The 15,436-nt window shown below is 37.7% G+C and carries 13 protein-coding genes and 1 tRNA gene; 2 read left to right on the top strand and 12 right to left on the bottom strand.

Annotated elements, in window-relative coordinates; translation table 11 throughout:
• Positions 1–90: 90 nt before the first annotated feature.
• The 3 genes from ACSVI6_RS03225 to ACSVI6_RS03215 form a co-directional block, all read right to left on the bottom strand.
• A tRNA-Arg gene (locus ACSVI6_RS03225) sits at positions 91–163 on the bottom strand.
• A gap of 46 nt (positions 164–209) precedes the next feature.
• A complete protein-coding gene (locus ACSVI6_RS03220; RefSeq protein WP_491720459.1) occupies positions 210–1,562 on the bottom strand; it encodes a DEAD/DEAH box helicase in 1,353 nt (450 codons plus the stop codon).
• Complete coding sequence (locus ACSVI6_RS03215) at positions 1,552–2,244, bottom strand: GH25 family lysozyme (protein ID WP_491720458.1); 693 nt, start codon at positions 2,242–2,244, stop codon at positions 1,552–1,554. Before ACSVI6_RS03215 ends, ACSVI6_RS03220 begins: the two co-directional genes overlap by 11 nt.
• A gap of 253 nt (positions 2,245–2,497) precedes the next feature.
• Between ACSVI6_RS03215 and gntK the strand changes: the two genes are divergently transcribed.
• Both gntK and ACSVI6_RS03205 read left to right on the top strand, forming a co-directional pair.
• Positions 2,498–4,045, top strand: a complete 1,548-nt coding sequence (gntK, locus tag ACSVI6_RS03210; protein ID WP_491716059.1) for a gluconokinase — start codon at positions 2,498–2,500, stop codon at positions 4,043–4,045.
• 99 nt (positions 4,046–4,144) lie between these two features.
• On the top strand, positions 4,145–5,479 hold the full coding sequence (locus ACSVI6_RS03205; protein WP_491720457.1) for an APC family permease: 1,335 nt from the start codon (positions 4,145–4,147) through the stop codon (positions 5,477–5,479).
• 62 nt (positions 5,480–5,541) lie between these two features.
• On the opposite strand, the gene ACSVI6_RS03200 is transcribed toward ACSVI6_RS03205, so the two are convergent.
• The 9 genes from ACSVI6_RS03200 to ACSVI6_RS03160 form a co-directional block, all read right to left on the bottom strand.
• Entirely contained in the window at positions 5,542–7,512 is a 1,971-nt protein-coding gene (locus ACSVI6_RS03200) for a DUF262 domain-containing protein (protein ID WP_491717261.1), read from the bottom strand.
• A gap of 268 nt (positions 7,513–7,780) precedes the next feature.
• Positions 7,781–8,143 carry a hypothetical protein gene (locus ACSVI6_RS03195; RefSeq protein ID WP_491717260.1) on the bottom strand — a complete coding sequence of 121 codons (363 nt, stop codon included), beginning with the start codon at positions 8,141–8,143 and terminating at the stop codon, positions 7,781–7,783.
• The gene (locus tag ACSVI6_RS03190; RefSeq protein WP_491720937.1) at positions 8,127–8,564 is read right to left on the bottom strand and encodes a TetR/AcrR family transcriptional regulator; all 438 of its coding nucleotides are present in this window, start codon (positions 8,562–8,564) and stop codon (positions 8,127–8,129) included. Before ACSVI6_RS03190 ends, ACSVI6_RS03195 begins: the two co-directional genes overlap by 17 nt.
• A 41-nt stretch (positions 8,565–8,605) precedes the next feature.
• Complete coding sequence (gene rlmD, locus ACSVI6_RS03185) at positions 8,606–9,967, bottom strand: 23S rRNA (uracil(1939)-C(5))-methyltransferase RlmD (RefSeq protein WP_491717258.1); 1,362 nt, start codon at positions 9,965–9,967, stop codon at positions 8,606–8,608.
• An 81-nt stretch (positions 9,968–10,048) separates the two neighbouring features.
• Entirely contained in the window at positions 10,049–11,032 is a 984-nt protein-coding gene (locus ACSVI6_RS03180) for a diacylglycerol kinase (protein ID WP_491717257.1), read from the bottom strand.
• Between the two features lie 15 nt (positions 11,033–11,047).
• A complete protein-coding gene (gene gatB, locus ACSVI6_RS03175) occupies positions 11,048–12,469 on the bottom strand; it encodes an Asp-tRNA(Asn)/Glu-tRNA(Gln) amidotransferase subunit GatB (protein WP_491717256.1) in 1,422 nt (473 codons plus the stop codon).
• Positions 12,469–13,932: an Asp-tRNA(Asn)/Glu-tRNA(Gln) amidotransferase subunit GatA gene (gatA, locus tag ACSVI6_RS03170; RefSeq protein WP_491720936.1), complete on the bottom strand. Its 1,464-nt coding sequence runs from the start codon at positions 13,930–13,932 to the stop codon at positions 12,469–12,471. The genes gatB and gatA overlap by 1 nt, the downstream gene beginning before the upstream one ends.
• 2 nt (positions 13,933–13,934) lie before the next feature.
• On the bottom strand, positions 13,935–14,240 hold the full coding sequence (gatC, locus tag ACSVI6_RS03165) for an Asp-tRNA(Asn)/Glu-tRNA(Gln) amidotransferase subunit GatC (RefSeq protein WP_219054236.1): 306 nt from the start codon (positions 14,238–14,240) through the stop codon (positions 13,935–13,937).
• 61 nt (positions 14,241–14,301) lie between these two features.
• Entirely contained in the window at positions 14,302–15,417 is a 1,116-nt protein-coding gene (locus ACSVI6_RS03160; protein WP_491720935.1) for a CamS family sex pheromone protein, read from the bottom strand.
• Positions 15,418–15,436 lie beyond the last annotated feature (19 nt).

The following is a 15,436-nucleotide window of genomic DNA, read 5'->3' as shown; positions in this document are numbered from 1 at the left end:
ATTTAACAAGTTCATTCTAACAAGGCAATGTAAATATAATATCTGATTTTTGTAAATTTTGTGTAAATTTTTTAGTCGATTTGTTACAAATGACCCCACCCGGACTCGAACCGGGATCATCCGCTTAGGAGGCGGGTGCCCTATCCTGTTGTGCTATGGGGCCACAACACTCTTAATTCTCTCATCTTTACAATGTAAAGTAAAGGGGGTTATTTGTCAGCATCACGCCATTTTTTTCGCATGCCCTTATTCTTTAAATGTTTTTTATTACGATGTTTGAGCTGCTTTTTAGTTGCTTTTAATGGTTTGTCCGACTTAGGGGCTGACTTTTTACGCGGCTTTCTTTGTGGCTTTTCTTCATTAGTTTGAATGCTTGCTGCGGATTGCTCAGCATTAGAAGCTGTTTTTGCAGCTGTCGGTTCAATCTTTGGTGCAGAAGAGTGAGGCTTTTTAGTGCTGACTTTATCAACTAGATTATTTTGATAGAAAAACGTTGGCCGTAAATCATAGCCGTTGTCCACGATCAACCTTTTTAAATCTCTAAAATCATGATCATTCCCAAAATTAACCACTAGACCGGGTTCACCCATCCGCCCGGTTCTGCCGACCCGATGGACGTATTGATTAGATTCCTTAGGCAGATCAAAATTCACCACGGCTGGTAATTTAACAATATCCAACCCTCGCGCCGCAACATCAGTAGTAAGCAATAATTTATAGTGGCCCTTTCGAAATCCTGAAATCGCTTTTTGTCGTTGCATTTGATTCATATTACTAGTTAAAGAAGCAACATTAGTTATGTGATTATGTCTAAAAAAACTGTAAGCTCTGTTTAAATCCAATAGTTGATCGAAGAATACCAGTGCTTTGAAGCCATTAATATGAAGTAAGCGATTCAACATTTGGTTGCGATTACCACGCGAAACGTTCAATAGCCGATGTTTGACTTCACCTGAGCTATGGTCGATCGAACGAACGTCGATCAATTCTGGTTCAACGTTGAACCATTGTTTTAGGGAATGCAAAATTTCGGTATCAGTTGCCGAAAAGAACGTTAATTGAACGTCGGATGGCCCCTGATTAATAATTGACCTCACCGAGGATAAAGTCGTGTCTTGCAATAAATCATCAGCTTCGTCTATTACCACAGTTTGTAAATGGTGTAGCTTTAGCTTATGTTCATCCAGTAAGTTTAAGACCCTTCCTGGCGTACCAACTACTATTTCAGGACGCTTCTTTAATTTTTCAATTTGTCGCTTTACGTTTGCGCCACCAGTTAGCGCTAATACCTTCGCATCGTTCAATTTTGCCCAATCCCTTATTACAGAAGTGGTTTGCATTGCTAATTCTTGTGATGGTTCTAATACCAACACTTGAGTACCAGCACCTGGGGTCAATTTTTCAACGATCGGAATGGTAAAGGCAACTGTTTTCCCCGATCCAGTTGGGGATAGTCCTAATACTGATTTTCCATCTATGATTGGTTGATATACCTGATCTTGAATCGGTGTTAAATGATCAAAACCGAGTTGTTTAAAATGTTGTGCAAAGTTAGTTTTCAATTGTGATTCCCCCATTTTTTAATAAATGCGGCCGAATGTAATTCAACCATTGTCGCTTATTCCCGCTAAATACCGATTGAATGAATTGTTGATTTTGCCCATCATTTTTTAACGTTTGATTCGCATTGTATGTTTTCAATGCGATCTGATTATGTTCTAAGCTATTATTGAGCGACCAGAATAAGCATAGCTGTTTACCAAAATTAACTTGCTGATAGATCTTATTGGTCGTCCAAATTACGACGCGCCGATCATAACGCTTTTGCACTAAACCAATAAATTTACGCACTGATGTTATTTGCTGGTGATTCAATTCCGCTTCATTCGTGTTGATTTGAATTGCAATTGGCAGGATTCCAACATTATTTCCTACTTCAGAACTAAAATTAGCAAACTGATTCTTAGCGCTACTGCTAAAACTAAACGAATGATAAACGCCCACTTTTAAATCAGATCCTTGGGAACGTTGATAATTATCAGCAAAATCGTCATCAGTATAGATCGAACCTTGACTAGCACGAATATACACAAATTTTTCACCAATGTTAGCCAATGAAATAAAATCAACATGACTATTCTGTTGGCTAATGGTCACCCCACGAATTGGGTAGCTATTTAATTTGCGATTTTGATAATGTTGATACCAATTCATTCCCATCAACGATAAAAAAATAAGCCCCATCGAAATTATCAATTTAAAAAAACTGCGGATTCGGCTAATCCGCCGTAACTTAGTAAATCGGGCCACCCTAGAATTACTATTATTATTCAAAATAATCATTCCAATTTCATTAATATATCAATTATACATTACAAATATCTGATAATCGAATTTAATACGGCTATTGCTTGAAGGTGTATAATTGATTTCATATAATATAAACGACATTAACCATTATTTTTATAAAACAAAAATAAAGAGATGAGGTAACAAAATGAACTATATTATTGGTGTAGATATTGGAACCACAAGTGCAAAGGTCATTTTATATGATGAAAACGGTCAAATTGCTGGTCTCCAAAATAACGGCTATCCAATGTACCAAGATACGCCCGATATGTCGGAAGAAGATCCAGATGAAATCCTAGGTGCCACCGTCAGGGGAATTCGAAAGTTAACCGCAATGGTCGATCAAGAAAAAGATACTATCAAGGGCGTTTCTTTCTCATGTGCCATGCATAGTTTGATCGTCTTAGATGATGAATACAAGCCATTGACGCGTGCCATCACTTGGGGCGATAACCGTGCTTATAAATACGCCCAAGAATTAAAGCAAAGCGATATGGGCCAAAAGCTATACGAAGCTACTGGGACACCAATCCATCCAATGACGCCCCTATCTAAAATCCTTTGGCTCAAACATGACCATCAGGATATTTATAATCAAGCTCGCTGGTACATCGGTATCAAGGAATACATCTTGCATCGTTTCTTTGGCGTCTTAAAGGAAGACTACTCAATCGCCAATGCAACTGGGATGTTTAACATCTACACCCTCGATTGGGATGAAGACGCACTTAAATTAACTGGGGTTAGTCGTGACCAATTACCAGAACTAGTTGATACCACTTACCAACTAACGGGCTTACACCCAACCACTGCCAAACTACTTAACCTAGATCCAAGTACGCCGTTCGTCATTGGATCATCTGATGGTCCATTAGCAAACCTCGGGGTCAACGCCATTCAACCCGGTGTCGAAGCCGTTACGATTGGAACCTCAGGTGCTGTTCGAATCATGTCTGACAAGCCTAAGACGGATAAAAAGGGACGGGTCTTTTGTTACTACCTCACTAAGGGAATGTGGGTCATTGGTGGTCCCGTTAACAATGGTGGAAGCGTCTTCAAGTGGGTCCGTGATCAACTCTGTGCCCCTGAAAAAGTAACTGCTGAACAAATGGGTGTGAGTGCATATGAAATCCTAACTAAGATTGCTTCAAAGATTAATGCTGGTTCAGATGGCTTGATCTTCCACCCCTACCTTGGTGGGGAAAGAGCTCCAATCTGGAACGCCAACGCGCGGGGATCATTCTTTGGTTTGACTAGAATCCATACCAGAGCACACATGATCAGAGCCGCATTGGAAGGAATTGTTTATAACCTCTATACCGTCTCACTTGCATTAAAGGAAGTCGTCGGTGAACCTAAGTCGATCCAAGTAACAGGTGGATTTGCACAATCTGCCATTTGTCGACAAATTATTTCTGATATTTTTGAACAAGAGGTTCACATTCCAGAAAGCGTCGAAGGAACTGCATTAGGGGCTGCCACCCTTGGAATGTATAGTTTAGGAATGATCGATGACTTGGCAGAAGTTAAGCACTTTGTTGGGAAGAGTTTTGCCCTCGAACCGAACCAAGAAAACTACGAAATTTATCGTGAATTACTACCAATTTTCATTCGATTAACCCGTGAATTTGAATCAGAATATAAAAACATTGCTGATTTCCAAAGACGCCACGATGTTGATCTAAGTAACTAAAATAAACCTTTAAATAACCATCAATTTAGATTGATGGTTATTTTTTTGGGTAAAAATGACGAGTTCTTAAAAAAGTGTTAAAATAGTTTCATTACTTTTATGGAGGAATTGAAAGTGAAAAATGATATTAAAAAAAGTGGGATTGGTCCATTCGCCGCGTTTGCGACAGTAATGGGAACCGTCATCGGTGGTGGAGTCTTCTTCAAGACCGCTAGCGTCGTAGCCAATACCTACTCGTTTGGATTAACGATTCTAGTATGGATCGTTTCTGGAATTTTGACCATTTGTGCAGGGCTAACGGTTTCAGAATTAGCAGCGGCCCTTCCCGAAACTGGTGGTCCAGTTAAGTTTTTGGAATTAGGTTACGGTAAGTTAACTGGATTCTTGTTTGGTTGGGCACAATCACTAGTCTACACGCCTGGAAACGTAGCTGGATTATGTTTAGTATTTGGGACCCAGTTCGTTAACCTATTTCACCTTTCGACTAGCATGAGCCTAATGGTGGCAATTGCTTGTGGATTAACGATTTTGATCATCAACTTACTGGGAAGTCAATTAGCTGGTCAGGTCCAATCAATTGCTTTGATCATCAAGTTGATTCCGATCTTAATCATTGCTTTAGTTGGATTATTCATCCCCGGACAAGTTCACGTTCAACTATGGCCTTTTACGCCAATCAATCACACTAACGTATGGTCGGCATTCGGTCAAGGATTGCTTGCAACGATGTTCGCATACGATGGATGGATTGGGATTAGTAACATTGCTGGTGAACTTAAAAACCCTAAATCAGACCTACCAAAGGCGATTATCATTGGGTTGAGTTTAATTACCATCATCTACACGTTAATCAACTTCGTGTTCTTAAAGAACATGCCAATTAATGAAATTGCAGGGAATCAAAATACGGCATCCCAAGTTGCTAGCCAAATTTTTGGCGCATACGGTGGTAAATTAGTAACGATTGGAATCTTAGTGTCAGTTTACGGAGCCATTAATGGTTACCTCTTTACTGGAATTCAAATTCCACGGGTGCTAGGAAGCGAAAATATGATTCCATTCAGTCAACACTTTGCTAAGGTCAGCAAGAATGGGGCCCCTTACGTTGCAGCAATTTTCCAATTCATCGTTGCCGTATTGATGATGTGTTCAGGAAGTTTTGATATTTTAACTGATATGTCGATGTTCATCGTGTGGTCATTCTTCTGTCTATTATTCGTCGAAGTGATTATGCTGAGAAGAAAGCGCCCTGATTTGAATCGGCCATATAAAGTGCCTGGTTATCCAATCGTCCCTATCATTGCGTTGGTCGGTGCGCTCTTCGTGTTGATCATTACGATCTTCACGCAAACTGGATTGGTAATTGCTGGTGTGATTTTAACCGCAATTGGAGTGCCAGTTTATTATTTCCACCAAAAACAAATTAATAAGTAAAATATGTTTATACGTAAAAAAGCTCGTGCGATTCACGAGCTTTTTATGTTCAAAATCCATTTTTATCTAAGCGTATAGCTAACTTCATCACTAATTCCACAAATTTCAGACATTTTAGATATCAAAGCCACAATTGTTTTTGCAGAATGATTAGTATCTATCGTTTCGCCATTACTTAATACCTTAGGTGACCTTGCGCTACCTAATAAGGCCTTAGACACGGAATAATCATTTTTAACATTATAATAAGTGGAAGTATCATTTTGCCAAACATAATTTAAAAATTCAACTAGACAATATTTCCATGAACTCACCTTAATAGAGTGTCCCTGAATTGTTAATCTAATTGGTTTAGTCCCAGTAACATCTATATTTTCATCAATTAAATGTTCTCCGCTAAGATCTGCAATTGTAAATTTACTAAATATCCCTAACTTAGGAAAAATTTGAATCAATTCACGAGCTAACTCATTAGTTCTACTAATAATGCTGTTTTTATTCCAATCGTCATAATTATTGGATAATTCCCTAGTCAAAAGAACGTTAGATTGTGAGTAATACGCCCTTTTTTCATCAAAAGTTTTATTACTTAATTCCTGATTATACTTGGTCAACGTTAAATTCCCAATTGTATTACCGTAATCACGATTAATCGAATCAGCATTGGGAACGTCTATTTTCCAATCATCAGACAATTTTTGCGGCATTATATGTTCTACCTGTGCATCTTCAAAGTCAATTGTCTCTTTTGTCTTATGCTCTTCAATTACCACCAAGCTTAACTTGGCCCAATTGGGCTTTCTATCATAAATGGGATAGTCAATTAAGTTATCCCTAAACATCTTATCATCGGGAAAATTAACATTTATAAATCTTTTTTGTAGAATGCTCAATTCACTATCATTCTTACTAGTCCCAGTTAAACCAATAAAGATTGTATTTAGTCCATTGCTAGGAACACTGCACACCATTCTTCTGTATAAAAAGCTTTCAATTACGTGAGCAATCTCGTTAATCTCACTCCAAGTGATTTTAGATGAAGACTGCATATCTAATAACTTCATGAAGTAAGGATAAACAACTTTTTTGTCTAAGATATTAATATGTCTCATAATTCGATTAAAATCATTCGACTCACTATTAGCATTCAAAATTTTATCGTAATTTTTAGCATTTTCATATAAATCAATTAAAGCCGTCTCTGAATTAAAATCATTATCAGAATAAAAATGCTTATAAGTGGAATAAACATTCTTAATAGCAACTATTCTATTAGTTTTCATAATTAAATAATTTCGAACAAAGCCATCAAAATCCTTATTTGTAATTAAACTTTCTATTCTTAGCCAGTAATCCTTATATAATTTTTCTTGATCATTTGAATCTAAACTCATTAATAAAAAGTTTCGAATTAAATCAGAATATGATAATGATAAGCCGGTTGAGTTTAGGCTTTCAAAAATAATTTGTGGGTTTTCGGCTTCACCCTTTCCATCTAAATCTATATAAACCATATTTAAAAAATTCAAGCCTTCAAACAATTGTTGTGGAGTATATTTAGATTCTGAAATTAACTTTTTGAAAAATTGGTAGTTTTGAACTATTTTTGAAGGATGACTATATTCTAAGTCATTTACAACAGCCCTGAATGCCAACTTATCACTATCTACGGACTGCAATTTTATATGGTCATTCATTGAAACGAACTTATTCATTATTAAATTCTCAGTAATCTCATTGCTAATGTTTGAATCACTTTTAGCAAGTGCACATAATAACAACATACAACTTGTTAAACGCTGCTGACCATCAATAATAATATCAATGTGGCTCATCTTTTCACCAGATTCAGGAACATATACTACCGTTCCAATAAAATGTCCACTATTTATTTCAATTGATTTGATCAAATCATTAAAAAGTTGCTTACACTGGTTTTCTCCCCATTCATAGTTTCTCTGGTATACAGGAATTTTAAAAAGGGTCTTATTTTGGGATAAAAAATCCACTAAGGTAGTACTGTCTGCTTTCATTTAATTCCTCACATAAATTAAAGATTTAGTACTATCTTACCATACAAAAAGAACGTTATTAATATAATAATAACGTTCTTTTTTAAGTAGTTATACTTTTTACCTAATTTTCATCAAAAATGGTTACCATTTCTACATGCACCTTTTGTGGTAATTGATTAACCGATTTAATCGGCCGAGTAATGTTATAATCCCCTTCCATTAAGCGTTTCGAATCTCAGCCAACGTCAATGGGTAATTGATTTTAATTTTAATAGTAAATAGCTAGCTATTTATTATTAATTGCAACCAAATTGTTAATTTGATCAACCAACTCTCTCGGATTATCAACTCCAATTACCAGCTGATTATAGTCTTCATTAGTTAATTCGATTACAACTGCAGTGCTAGATCTCTTAATATTAAAAAACGATTTACGATTATTTTTAATAAAAGTTCCGGCATAATACCCTGGAATATTAGTTCCGCCATCTTTAATTCCCTTTGATTCGTTTAGAATTTCGTTATCAATTGTTGCCCCTAATATATGATTTAATTGAAAAGTTAATGATTTTTTCAAACTTAATACCTTGTCAATTCCTTGTGGGATCACAACTAAGTTTCTTGAATTAATTTCAACTTTGTTTTCCATCATCAATTCCTCCTAAAAGTCCACTTTTATGTAACAACGCTCTTCCCAGGGTTAATTCAATATCACCTTGGGATTGAGTATGATACCAATTTAAAACAATTTGCTTTACCTCCACATTGATACCAATTAATTCCATCATTGCAATAATTATTAAATAAGTTGTTACAAACGAATCCTTCCCATGATTAATATTTTCTTTCAAAGCTGCAATGAACATCCCTAACTTGCTACCGAATGTAGCATAAAGACTACCTCTGAGCAGTCCAGTGGCATTAACTAGTAAATCTAGTGAAGTTCCTTCAAAACCGTATTGGATAAACACCATACTAATTTTATTTAATACTTCTGATTGATTAAAACTTTTTCTTCTTCCCATAATTACATTATATGTTTTTTTGACTAAACAGTCAAGAATAACCAAATAAAAAAACTATCCCTAACGGAATAGCTCTCTTAATTTATCTAATCTCTTTCAAAAATGGTTACACTTTCCACATGCACCGTTTGTGGGAATTGATCAACTGGCTGGATGGGCCGTGAAATATGGTAGCCTTTTTCCATTAAGCGCTTTGTATCACGAACCAACGTTGATGGTCCACATGAGACGTAGATTAGCTTCTTAGGTTGCATTTCAACCGCACTGTCGATGAATGATGATGCTAATCCCTTGCGTGGTGGATCAACGATGATGGCGTCAGGTTTCAAGCCCTGTGCTTGCCACTTGGCCATTTGATCTTCAGCCTTAGCAGCCACGAACTTCACGTTGTTAATGTGGTTCTTTTGGGCGTTGATTTTGGCATCTTCGATTGCTTGGGGAATGATTTCCACCCCGTAGACCTGCTTAACGTGTTGCGCAACAGCCAATGAAATCGTTCCGATTCCACAGTAAGCATCGATCACGACATCATTAGGACCTAAATCAGCATGGTCAATCGCAAGTGAATACAGCTTTTCAGTTTGCACTGGGTTGACCTGGTAGAAAGAATTCAAAGAAATTGCGAACTTCAGGCCCAGCAATTCATCCGTAATGTATTGCTTCCCATATAAAACATTATTCTTCTTGCCCAACAACACGTTATTGTCCTTCAAATTAACGTTTTGCACAATACTCTTCACTTCTGGCAGGGCATCCACAATTTCATTTACAATTTGATCAGCTAATTGTAATTTTTTAGTCCGCGTGATCAAACCAATCATCATTTCATGACTGTAGTAACCGCGGCGAACCATAATGTTTCTAATCACTCCGTTGTGATTCTTTTCATCATACGGACGAACATGGTACTTGCGTAAAACATCCCGAACCACTAGAATCGCATGGTCAATTTCTGGTTGTTGAATATAGAAATCTTCAATCGGAACTAAGTCATGGGAATGATTTTTATAAAAACCAGTTGTCAACTCGCCATTGATCATCTTAACTGGAATCAATGCCTTATTACGATAGTGATCAGGATGCTCCATTCCCATCGTTGGTAAGACATCGACCTTAATCTTTTGCTTATCAAATAACTCTTCAATTTGGTGTTGCTTAAAGCGTAATTGAGCTTCGTAGCTCAAGTGTTGCAATGGTGCAATTCCAGTTTGGAGATAGTCCCAATTGACATTTTCAACCCGATCGGCGCTCTTGCTGGTCAGTTCAACAAGTGATCCAAATGCAAAGTTCTTTTTAATATCCTTCACTTTAATTACTGCGGTTTCACCAGGCAGGGTATTGTTAACAAAGACTGGAAAGTCTTCGATTTTAGCAACCCCGAGTCCTTGGTATGTTAAATCAACGATTTTAACGTTATAGGTCTTGCCTGCTTGTACTGGCGTTTTCAAATTTAGTCCCCTATTCTATAAATAAAAAAATTTTGCTATATCTCAATCATACAGCAAAATTTTTCTTTTTTAAAACTTGTTTTAACTTAATTTATCAACTTTTTGAACAAATTTTTGTTCGGCTTCAATTGTCCCAGTATCACTAAACGCAGTATCCGGTAATTTATCAACGTCCACAATGGTATCGATATGTTGCTTTAGGTTCGTAAATACCATTGGGGCGTCTCCACCATATTCACCATCCAAATTAATCTGCATTTTATTATTTACTGGTTTTGCGGTTAACCTAGTCGTCTTCTTATAAATGATTTTAGGATCATCAATATGTCGACCACCGTTAATCACTTTTGCTAACAATCTAGCAATTTGAACCAGATTACTGGTTTTAACAATAATTAAAGTAAACTGACCGTCGTCTAATGATGCGTCAGGAACAATTCTTTCTAACCCACCGATCGAATTAGTCATTGCTAATAAAAACATTGAAGCTTTGCCCTTAAAGTGACCACCGTCATACTTAAGATCCATTTGAATTGGTCTAATTCTGGGTAGCATCTCGGCACCCTTAACTAAGTACGCCAGGTAACCGAAAATGGTTTTTAAATCTGAAGGAACATCATAAGTTAATTCAGTTAATAAACCACCACCAGCAATATTAATAAAATAATTATCGCCAGCTTGACCAACATCCATTTTTAAAGACTGCTTCTTTAAGACAACTTTAGCAGCCGCAACTGGATCTTCACGCGGAATATGAAGCGCCCGTGCGTAGTCATTAGTAGTTCCGGCCGGAATAATTGCTAATTTAGGCCGATGCGGCAGTGGTGCTAAACCGTTAATTACTTCATTTAAGGTTCCGTCACCACCAGCAGCAACTACTAATTCAAACCCATCTTTAGCCACTCTAATCGCCTCATTCTTAGCAGAATTAGGTTGGGGAGTAGTTGCAAAAACGCTGGTTTCATAACCAGCTTTTTCATAAACACTTAAAATGTCAATCATTTTTTGCTTCAGAGCTTCACGTCCGGCGGTCGGGTTATAAATAATTCTTGCCCGCTTTCGCATTCTTACACAACTCTCCTATTTGTTTAAAGCTTTCATTAACAACTCGTTAACCACTTGTGGGTTGGCTTTTCCACGAGTTTGTTTCATGATTTGACCAACTAAGAATCCCTTAGCGCGATCCTTCCCATTATTGAAATCTTCAATTGATTGTGGGTTGGCAGCTAGGATTTCATCAATAATTGGTTGTAACTTAGCAGGATCTGATAATTGAACTAAGCCCTTCTTTTCGACGAATTCCTTAGGTTCTTCCCCTTCGGTTACCGCCTTAAAGACCTTCTTAGCCATCTTACTGGAAATCGTACCATCACTAATTAGCTTAATCATGGATGCTAGGTTTTCAGGAGTGATCTTGGTATCAGCTAGGTCGACCTGTTCTTCATTCAAGTATCCGTTCACGTTTACTTGCAAGTAGTTAGAAGCAATTTTAGGATCAGCTCCTAATGCAACTAATTGATCAAAGAAATCAGACATTTCCTTGGTTTGGGTCAGAACCATCGCATCATAATCTGTTAAGCCTAAATCATTAACATAACGTTGTTTTCTTTCGTTTGGCATTTCTGGAAGGGATTCACGCAGTTCGTTGATCCATTCATCTGAAATATCCAATGCTGGTAGGTCTGGTTCTGGGAAGTAACGGTAATCATCCGCACCTTCCTTGACCCGCATTAGAATTGTAGTATTATTCTTTTCGTCGAACCGACGGGTTTCTTGTTGAATCTTGCCACCAGACATAAGGACCTGTCTTTGCCGTTGTTGTTCGTATGCCAAGGCCTTGCGCACATAGTTAAATGAGTTCATGTTCTTAATTTCAACCTTTTGACCAAATTCCTTTTGGCCAATTGGACGGATTGAAATATTAACATCTGCCCGCATCGAACCTTCTTCCATCTTAACATCAGAAATCCCAGTAAATTGGATTCGTTGTCTTAATGTTTCAAGGTATGCGTACGCTTCATCTGGGGTGGAGATTTCAGGTTTTGAAACAATTTCGATCAAAGGAGTTCCCTGCCGATTCAAATCAACGTAGGAGTAATTCCGCCCGTGACTGTTTTTCCCAGCATCTTCTTCAATATGCATTTCTGCAATTCCAATTTTCTTCTTCTTACCATCAACTTCAATTTCCAACCAACCATCATGGGCATCTGGTTTATCATTTTGGGTGATTTGGTAAGCCTTTGGATTATCTGGATAGAAATAGTTCTTCCGATCAAAGTGTGGGTGTCTTTCAATTTCAGCGTTTAATGCCAACGCAGCAGTAATCCCATTGGCAACTACCTGCTTATTAGTGCTAGGTAATACCCCAGGATATCCCCAATCAATCACGTTGGTATTAGCATTAGGCTCATCACCATAGTCAACTGGTGAAGGACTAAAAATTTTAGAATTGGTCTTTAATTCAATATGAACTTCCAAACCAATAGTCGTTTCAAAATTCATTATTTGTCCCCTCCCACTTCTGGCGTTTCCTTATGGAAATCAGTATTTTGTTCGAATGCGTAACCAGCCTTGTAGATGGTAGCTTCATCAAATGGGCGGCCGATTAATTGCATCCCAATTGGCATCCCATCACTAAACCCTGCTGGAAGTGACATTGCAGGGAGACCAGCTAGGTTAACTGGAATCGTCATTGCATCGTTCAAGTACATGGTAACTGGGTCAGAAATATCTTCGCCAATTCCAAAAGCAGTCGTCGGTGCAGTTGGTCCTAAAATCAAGTCGTAATCTTTGAAGACCTTCTTGAAATCATTGATCATCAAAGTTCTAACCTTTGCAGCTTTTTGGAAATAGGCATCAAATGCCCCAGCTGAAAGCGAGAAGGTTCCAAGCATGATCCGACGTTTAACTTCGTCCCCAAATCCTTCAGAACGACTCTTGACATAAACTTCTTCAAGGTTCTTAGCTTCAGGAGAACGGTATCCGTAACGAATCCCATCAAATCTTTGTAAGTTAGAAGAAGCTTCTGAGGAAGCCAAAATATAGTAAGCAGCAACCCCGTACTTAGTGTTTGGTAATGATACTTCTTCAACGGTTGCGCCTAATTGCTTGTAGGTTTCGGCAGCCTTTAAGATAGCGTCTTTAACGTCTTGTGAAATTCCTTCAGCAAGGTATTCCTTAGGCAATGCAATCTTCATGCCCTTGACCCCGTCCTTAATGGTAGCGGTATAGTCAGGAACTTCCTTGTCTGAGCTGGTCAAGTCATGTTCATCATGGCCTGCAATGGCGTTCAATACCACTGCGTTATCGAACACATTTCTGGTCAATGGACCGATTTGATCCAAACTAGAACCAAAAGCGATCAATCCCCAACGAGAGACCCGACCGTAAGTGGGCTTTAACCCAACGATCCCATTATAAGCAGCTGGTTGGCGAATTGAACCACCAGTATCAGAACCCAGTGCAAAGATAATTTGACCAGCGGCAACTGAGGCAGCAGAACCACCAGAAGAACCACCAGGAACCTTACTTAAGTTCCAAGGGTTATGGGTCTTTTTGAACGCTGAGTTTTCAGTTGATCCACCCATGGCAAACTCATCCATATTCGTTTTACCAACGGTGATGGTCTGCTTAGCATTTAACTTTTTCATTACCGTTGCGTCAAAAATAGGCTTGAAGTTTTCAAGCATTTTAGATGCTGCAGTGGTGGTAAAGCCATTGGTTAGGATATTATCCTTAATGGCAACTGGAACCCCTGATAAGACGTTATCTGGGTCAATTCCAGCTTTATCAATTGCTTGGGCCGCTTTAATTGCGCCATCTTCATCTAAATTAATGAAGGCATTGATGTCTGAGTCTGAAGCTTTGATATTATCAAGCGTTTGCTTAGTTAATTCTTCAGCGGTAATGTCACCATTAACTAAGGCTTGATGAATACTGGTAATATCTTTATCAAAATAATTCATCATTAATCCTCGCTTTCGTCAATGATCGTAGGTACCCGAATTAAGCCGTCTGCTACTTCGGGAGCATTGTTTAGCAATGCATCACGTTCGCCCCAATTTTGAGCAACGTCTTCGCGCATTACATTAATTTGGTCGGTAACACTGTAAGTAGGTTCTACTCCATCAGTATCAACCTCACTTAATGTATCAACTAAATCCATAATACTATCTAATTGACCAGTGAAGTAAGGTAATTGATCCTCGGTTAAAGATAACTTTGCTAATTCAGCAACGTGATTAACCGTTTCTTTGTCAATTCTGTCAGCCATCAATTGTCCTTCTTTCTGAATTTAATTTTGATCTCATCTCATATTTTAACACTATTTATTATTAATAGCTGTTAAATATATGGAATGTAAAGTTCTTTGAATTTGTACTTCTTGATAGGAAACTTTGGACTCCCGTTGTGGAAGCAACGGTAATATCAATCGGGACCCCAGTAGGTAGGTACTTGGAAGCAGTCGATTGAAGATATTGGGTAAAACTAATGATTTCAGTTTGACTATAAAATTGGGTCGTAATGTTAATATTCATCCCAGTTAATGAACCATTCATATATTGTGCTTGTGCAGTCACTCCGCTTAAGTTCGGGAAGAAGTTTTGAATTTGGGTCTTGAAGTTAGAAAAATCATTTTCATCACTGTTATTAGAAGGCCCCTTTTGACCAGAAGCAACTGGGAACACATAGTTTTGTTGGTTAATAGAAGTCCAATTTGAAACACTGGTCGAAGATCCATCATTAACGGAATAAGCAAAGAAATTACCACCAACTAAACTGTCATCTGGAGCTTGCTTATATAATGCAATTACGATTGGAATATCTTTCAACGCTTTATTTTTGCGTAATCTAGCAAGAATTGTATTCGCCATCCGCTTACTTTGTGACTTGATTTCAGCATCACTAAGCTTCATTTGATAAGTCGCACCATAAGCTTGCTTTTGGTAATAGTAAATGGAATTAATTCCTAATCCAATCGTCATCCCACTCATTTTAAGTGAGTTCCCATCTTGGGTTAAGAAATCTTGCTCATCCATTTGTTGCAAATATAGTGGTACCTTGGTATCCTTACCAGCTGGGTTCAACCCCTCAGGATTACTCTTAGTCTTTCTCCCTAGCCAGTTTTCAGTCGTATCAGTGGAAACGTATTGTCCCTCTTGGAATACATATTTACCAGTTGAAAATTGCTTTTTTGAGATGTTCATTAAACCAGCTTCAAAACTTTTTAAGTTCAGTTGATTTCCGTTTTGTTGAACATTGACTCCACGTGACTTACTAGTCAAATAATGTCCATTTTTAATTACACTTTGATAATAATTAGTATCAGATTGGCCAGTCAATTGAGTATCACTGGTCTTACTGCTATTTTTACTACTATTACTACTACCACAGGCAGCCAATAAAACTATCGATGCCAAGGCAGCGATAACAACACTTAAACGTTTCAAAATGATTCCTCCTAAATGC

It is taken from the genome of Nicoliella sp. ESL1106 (assembly GCF_058509965.1).
This window is presented reverse-complemented; position numbering and strand designations above follow the sequence as displayed.

Coding starts and splice junctions, on each gene's coding strand:
- gatB (WP_491717256.1), bottom strand. CDS start 12,469: ATGAATTTTGAAACGACTATTGGTTTGGAAGTTCATATTGAATTAAAG.
- gatA (WP_491720936.1), bottom strand. CDS start 13,932: ATGAATTATTTTGATAAAGATATTACCAGTATTCATCAAGCCTTAGTT.
- ACSVI6_RS03215 (WP_491720458.1), bottom strand. CDS start 2,244: ATGGGGCTTATTTTTTTATCGTTGATGGGAATGAATTGGTATCAACAT.
- ACSVI6_RS03195 (WP_491717260.1), bottom strand. CDS start 8,143: ATGGAAAACAAAGTTGAAATTAATTCAAGAAACTTAGTTGTGATCCCA.
- ACSVI6_RS03180 (WP_491717257.1), bottom strand. CDS start 11,032: ATGCGAAAGCGGGCAAGAATTATTTATAACCCGACCGCCGGACGTGAA.
- ACSVI6_RS03205 (WP_491720457.1), top strand. CDS start 4,145: ATGGAGGAATTGAAAGTGAAAAATGATATTAAAAAAAGTGGGATTGGT.
- gntK (WP_491716059.1), top strand. CDS start 2,498: ATGAACTATATTATTGGTGTAGATATTGGAACCACAAGTGCAAAGGTC.
- ACSVI6_RS03200 (WP_491717261.1), bottom strand. CDS start 7,512: ATGAAAGCAGACAGTACTACCTTAGTGGATTTTTTATCCCAAAATAAG.
- gatC (WP_219054236.1), bottom strand. CDS start 14,240: ATGGCTGACAGAATTGACAAAGAAACGGTTAATCACGTTGCTGAATTA.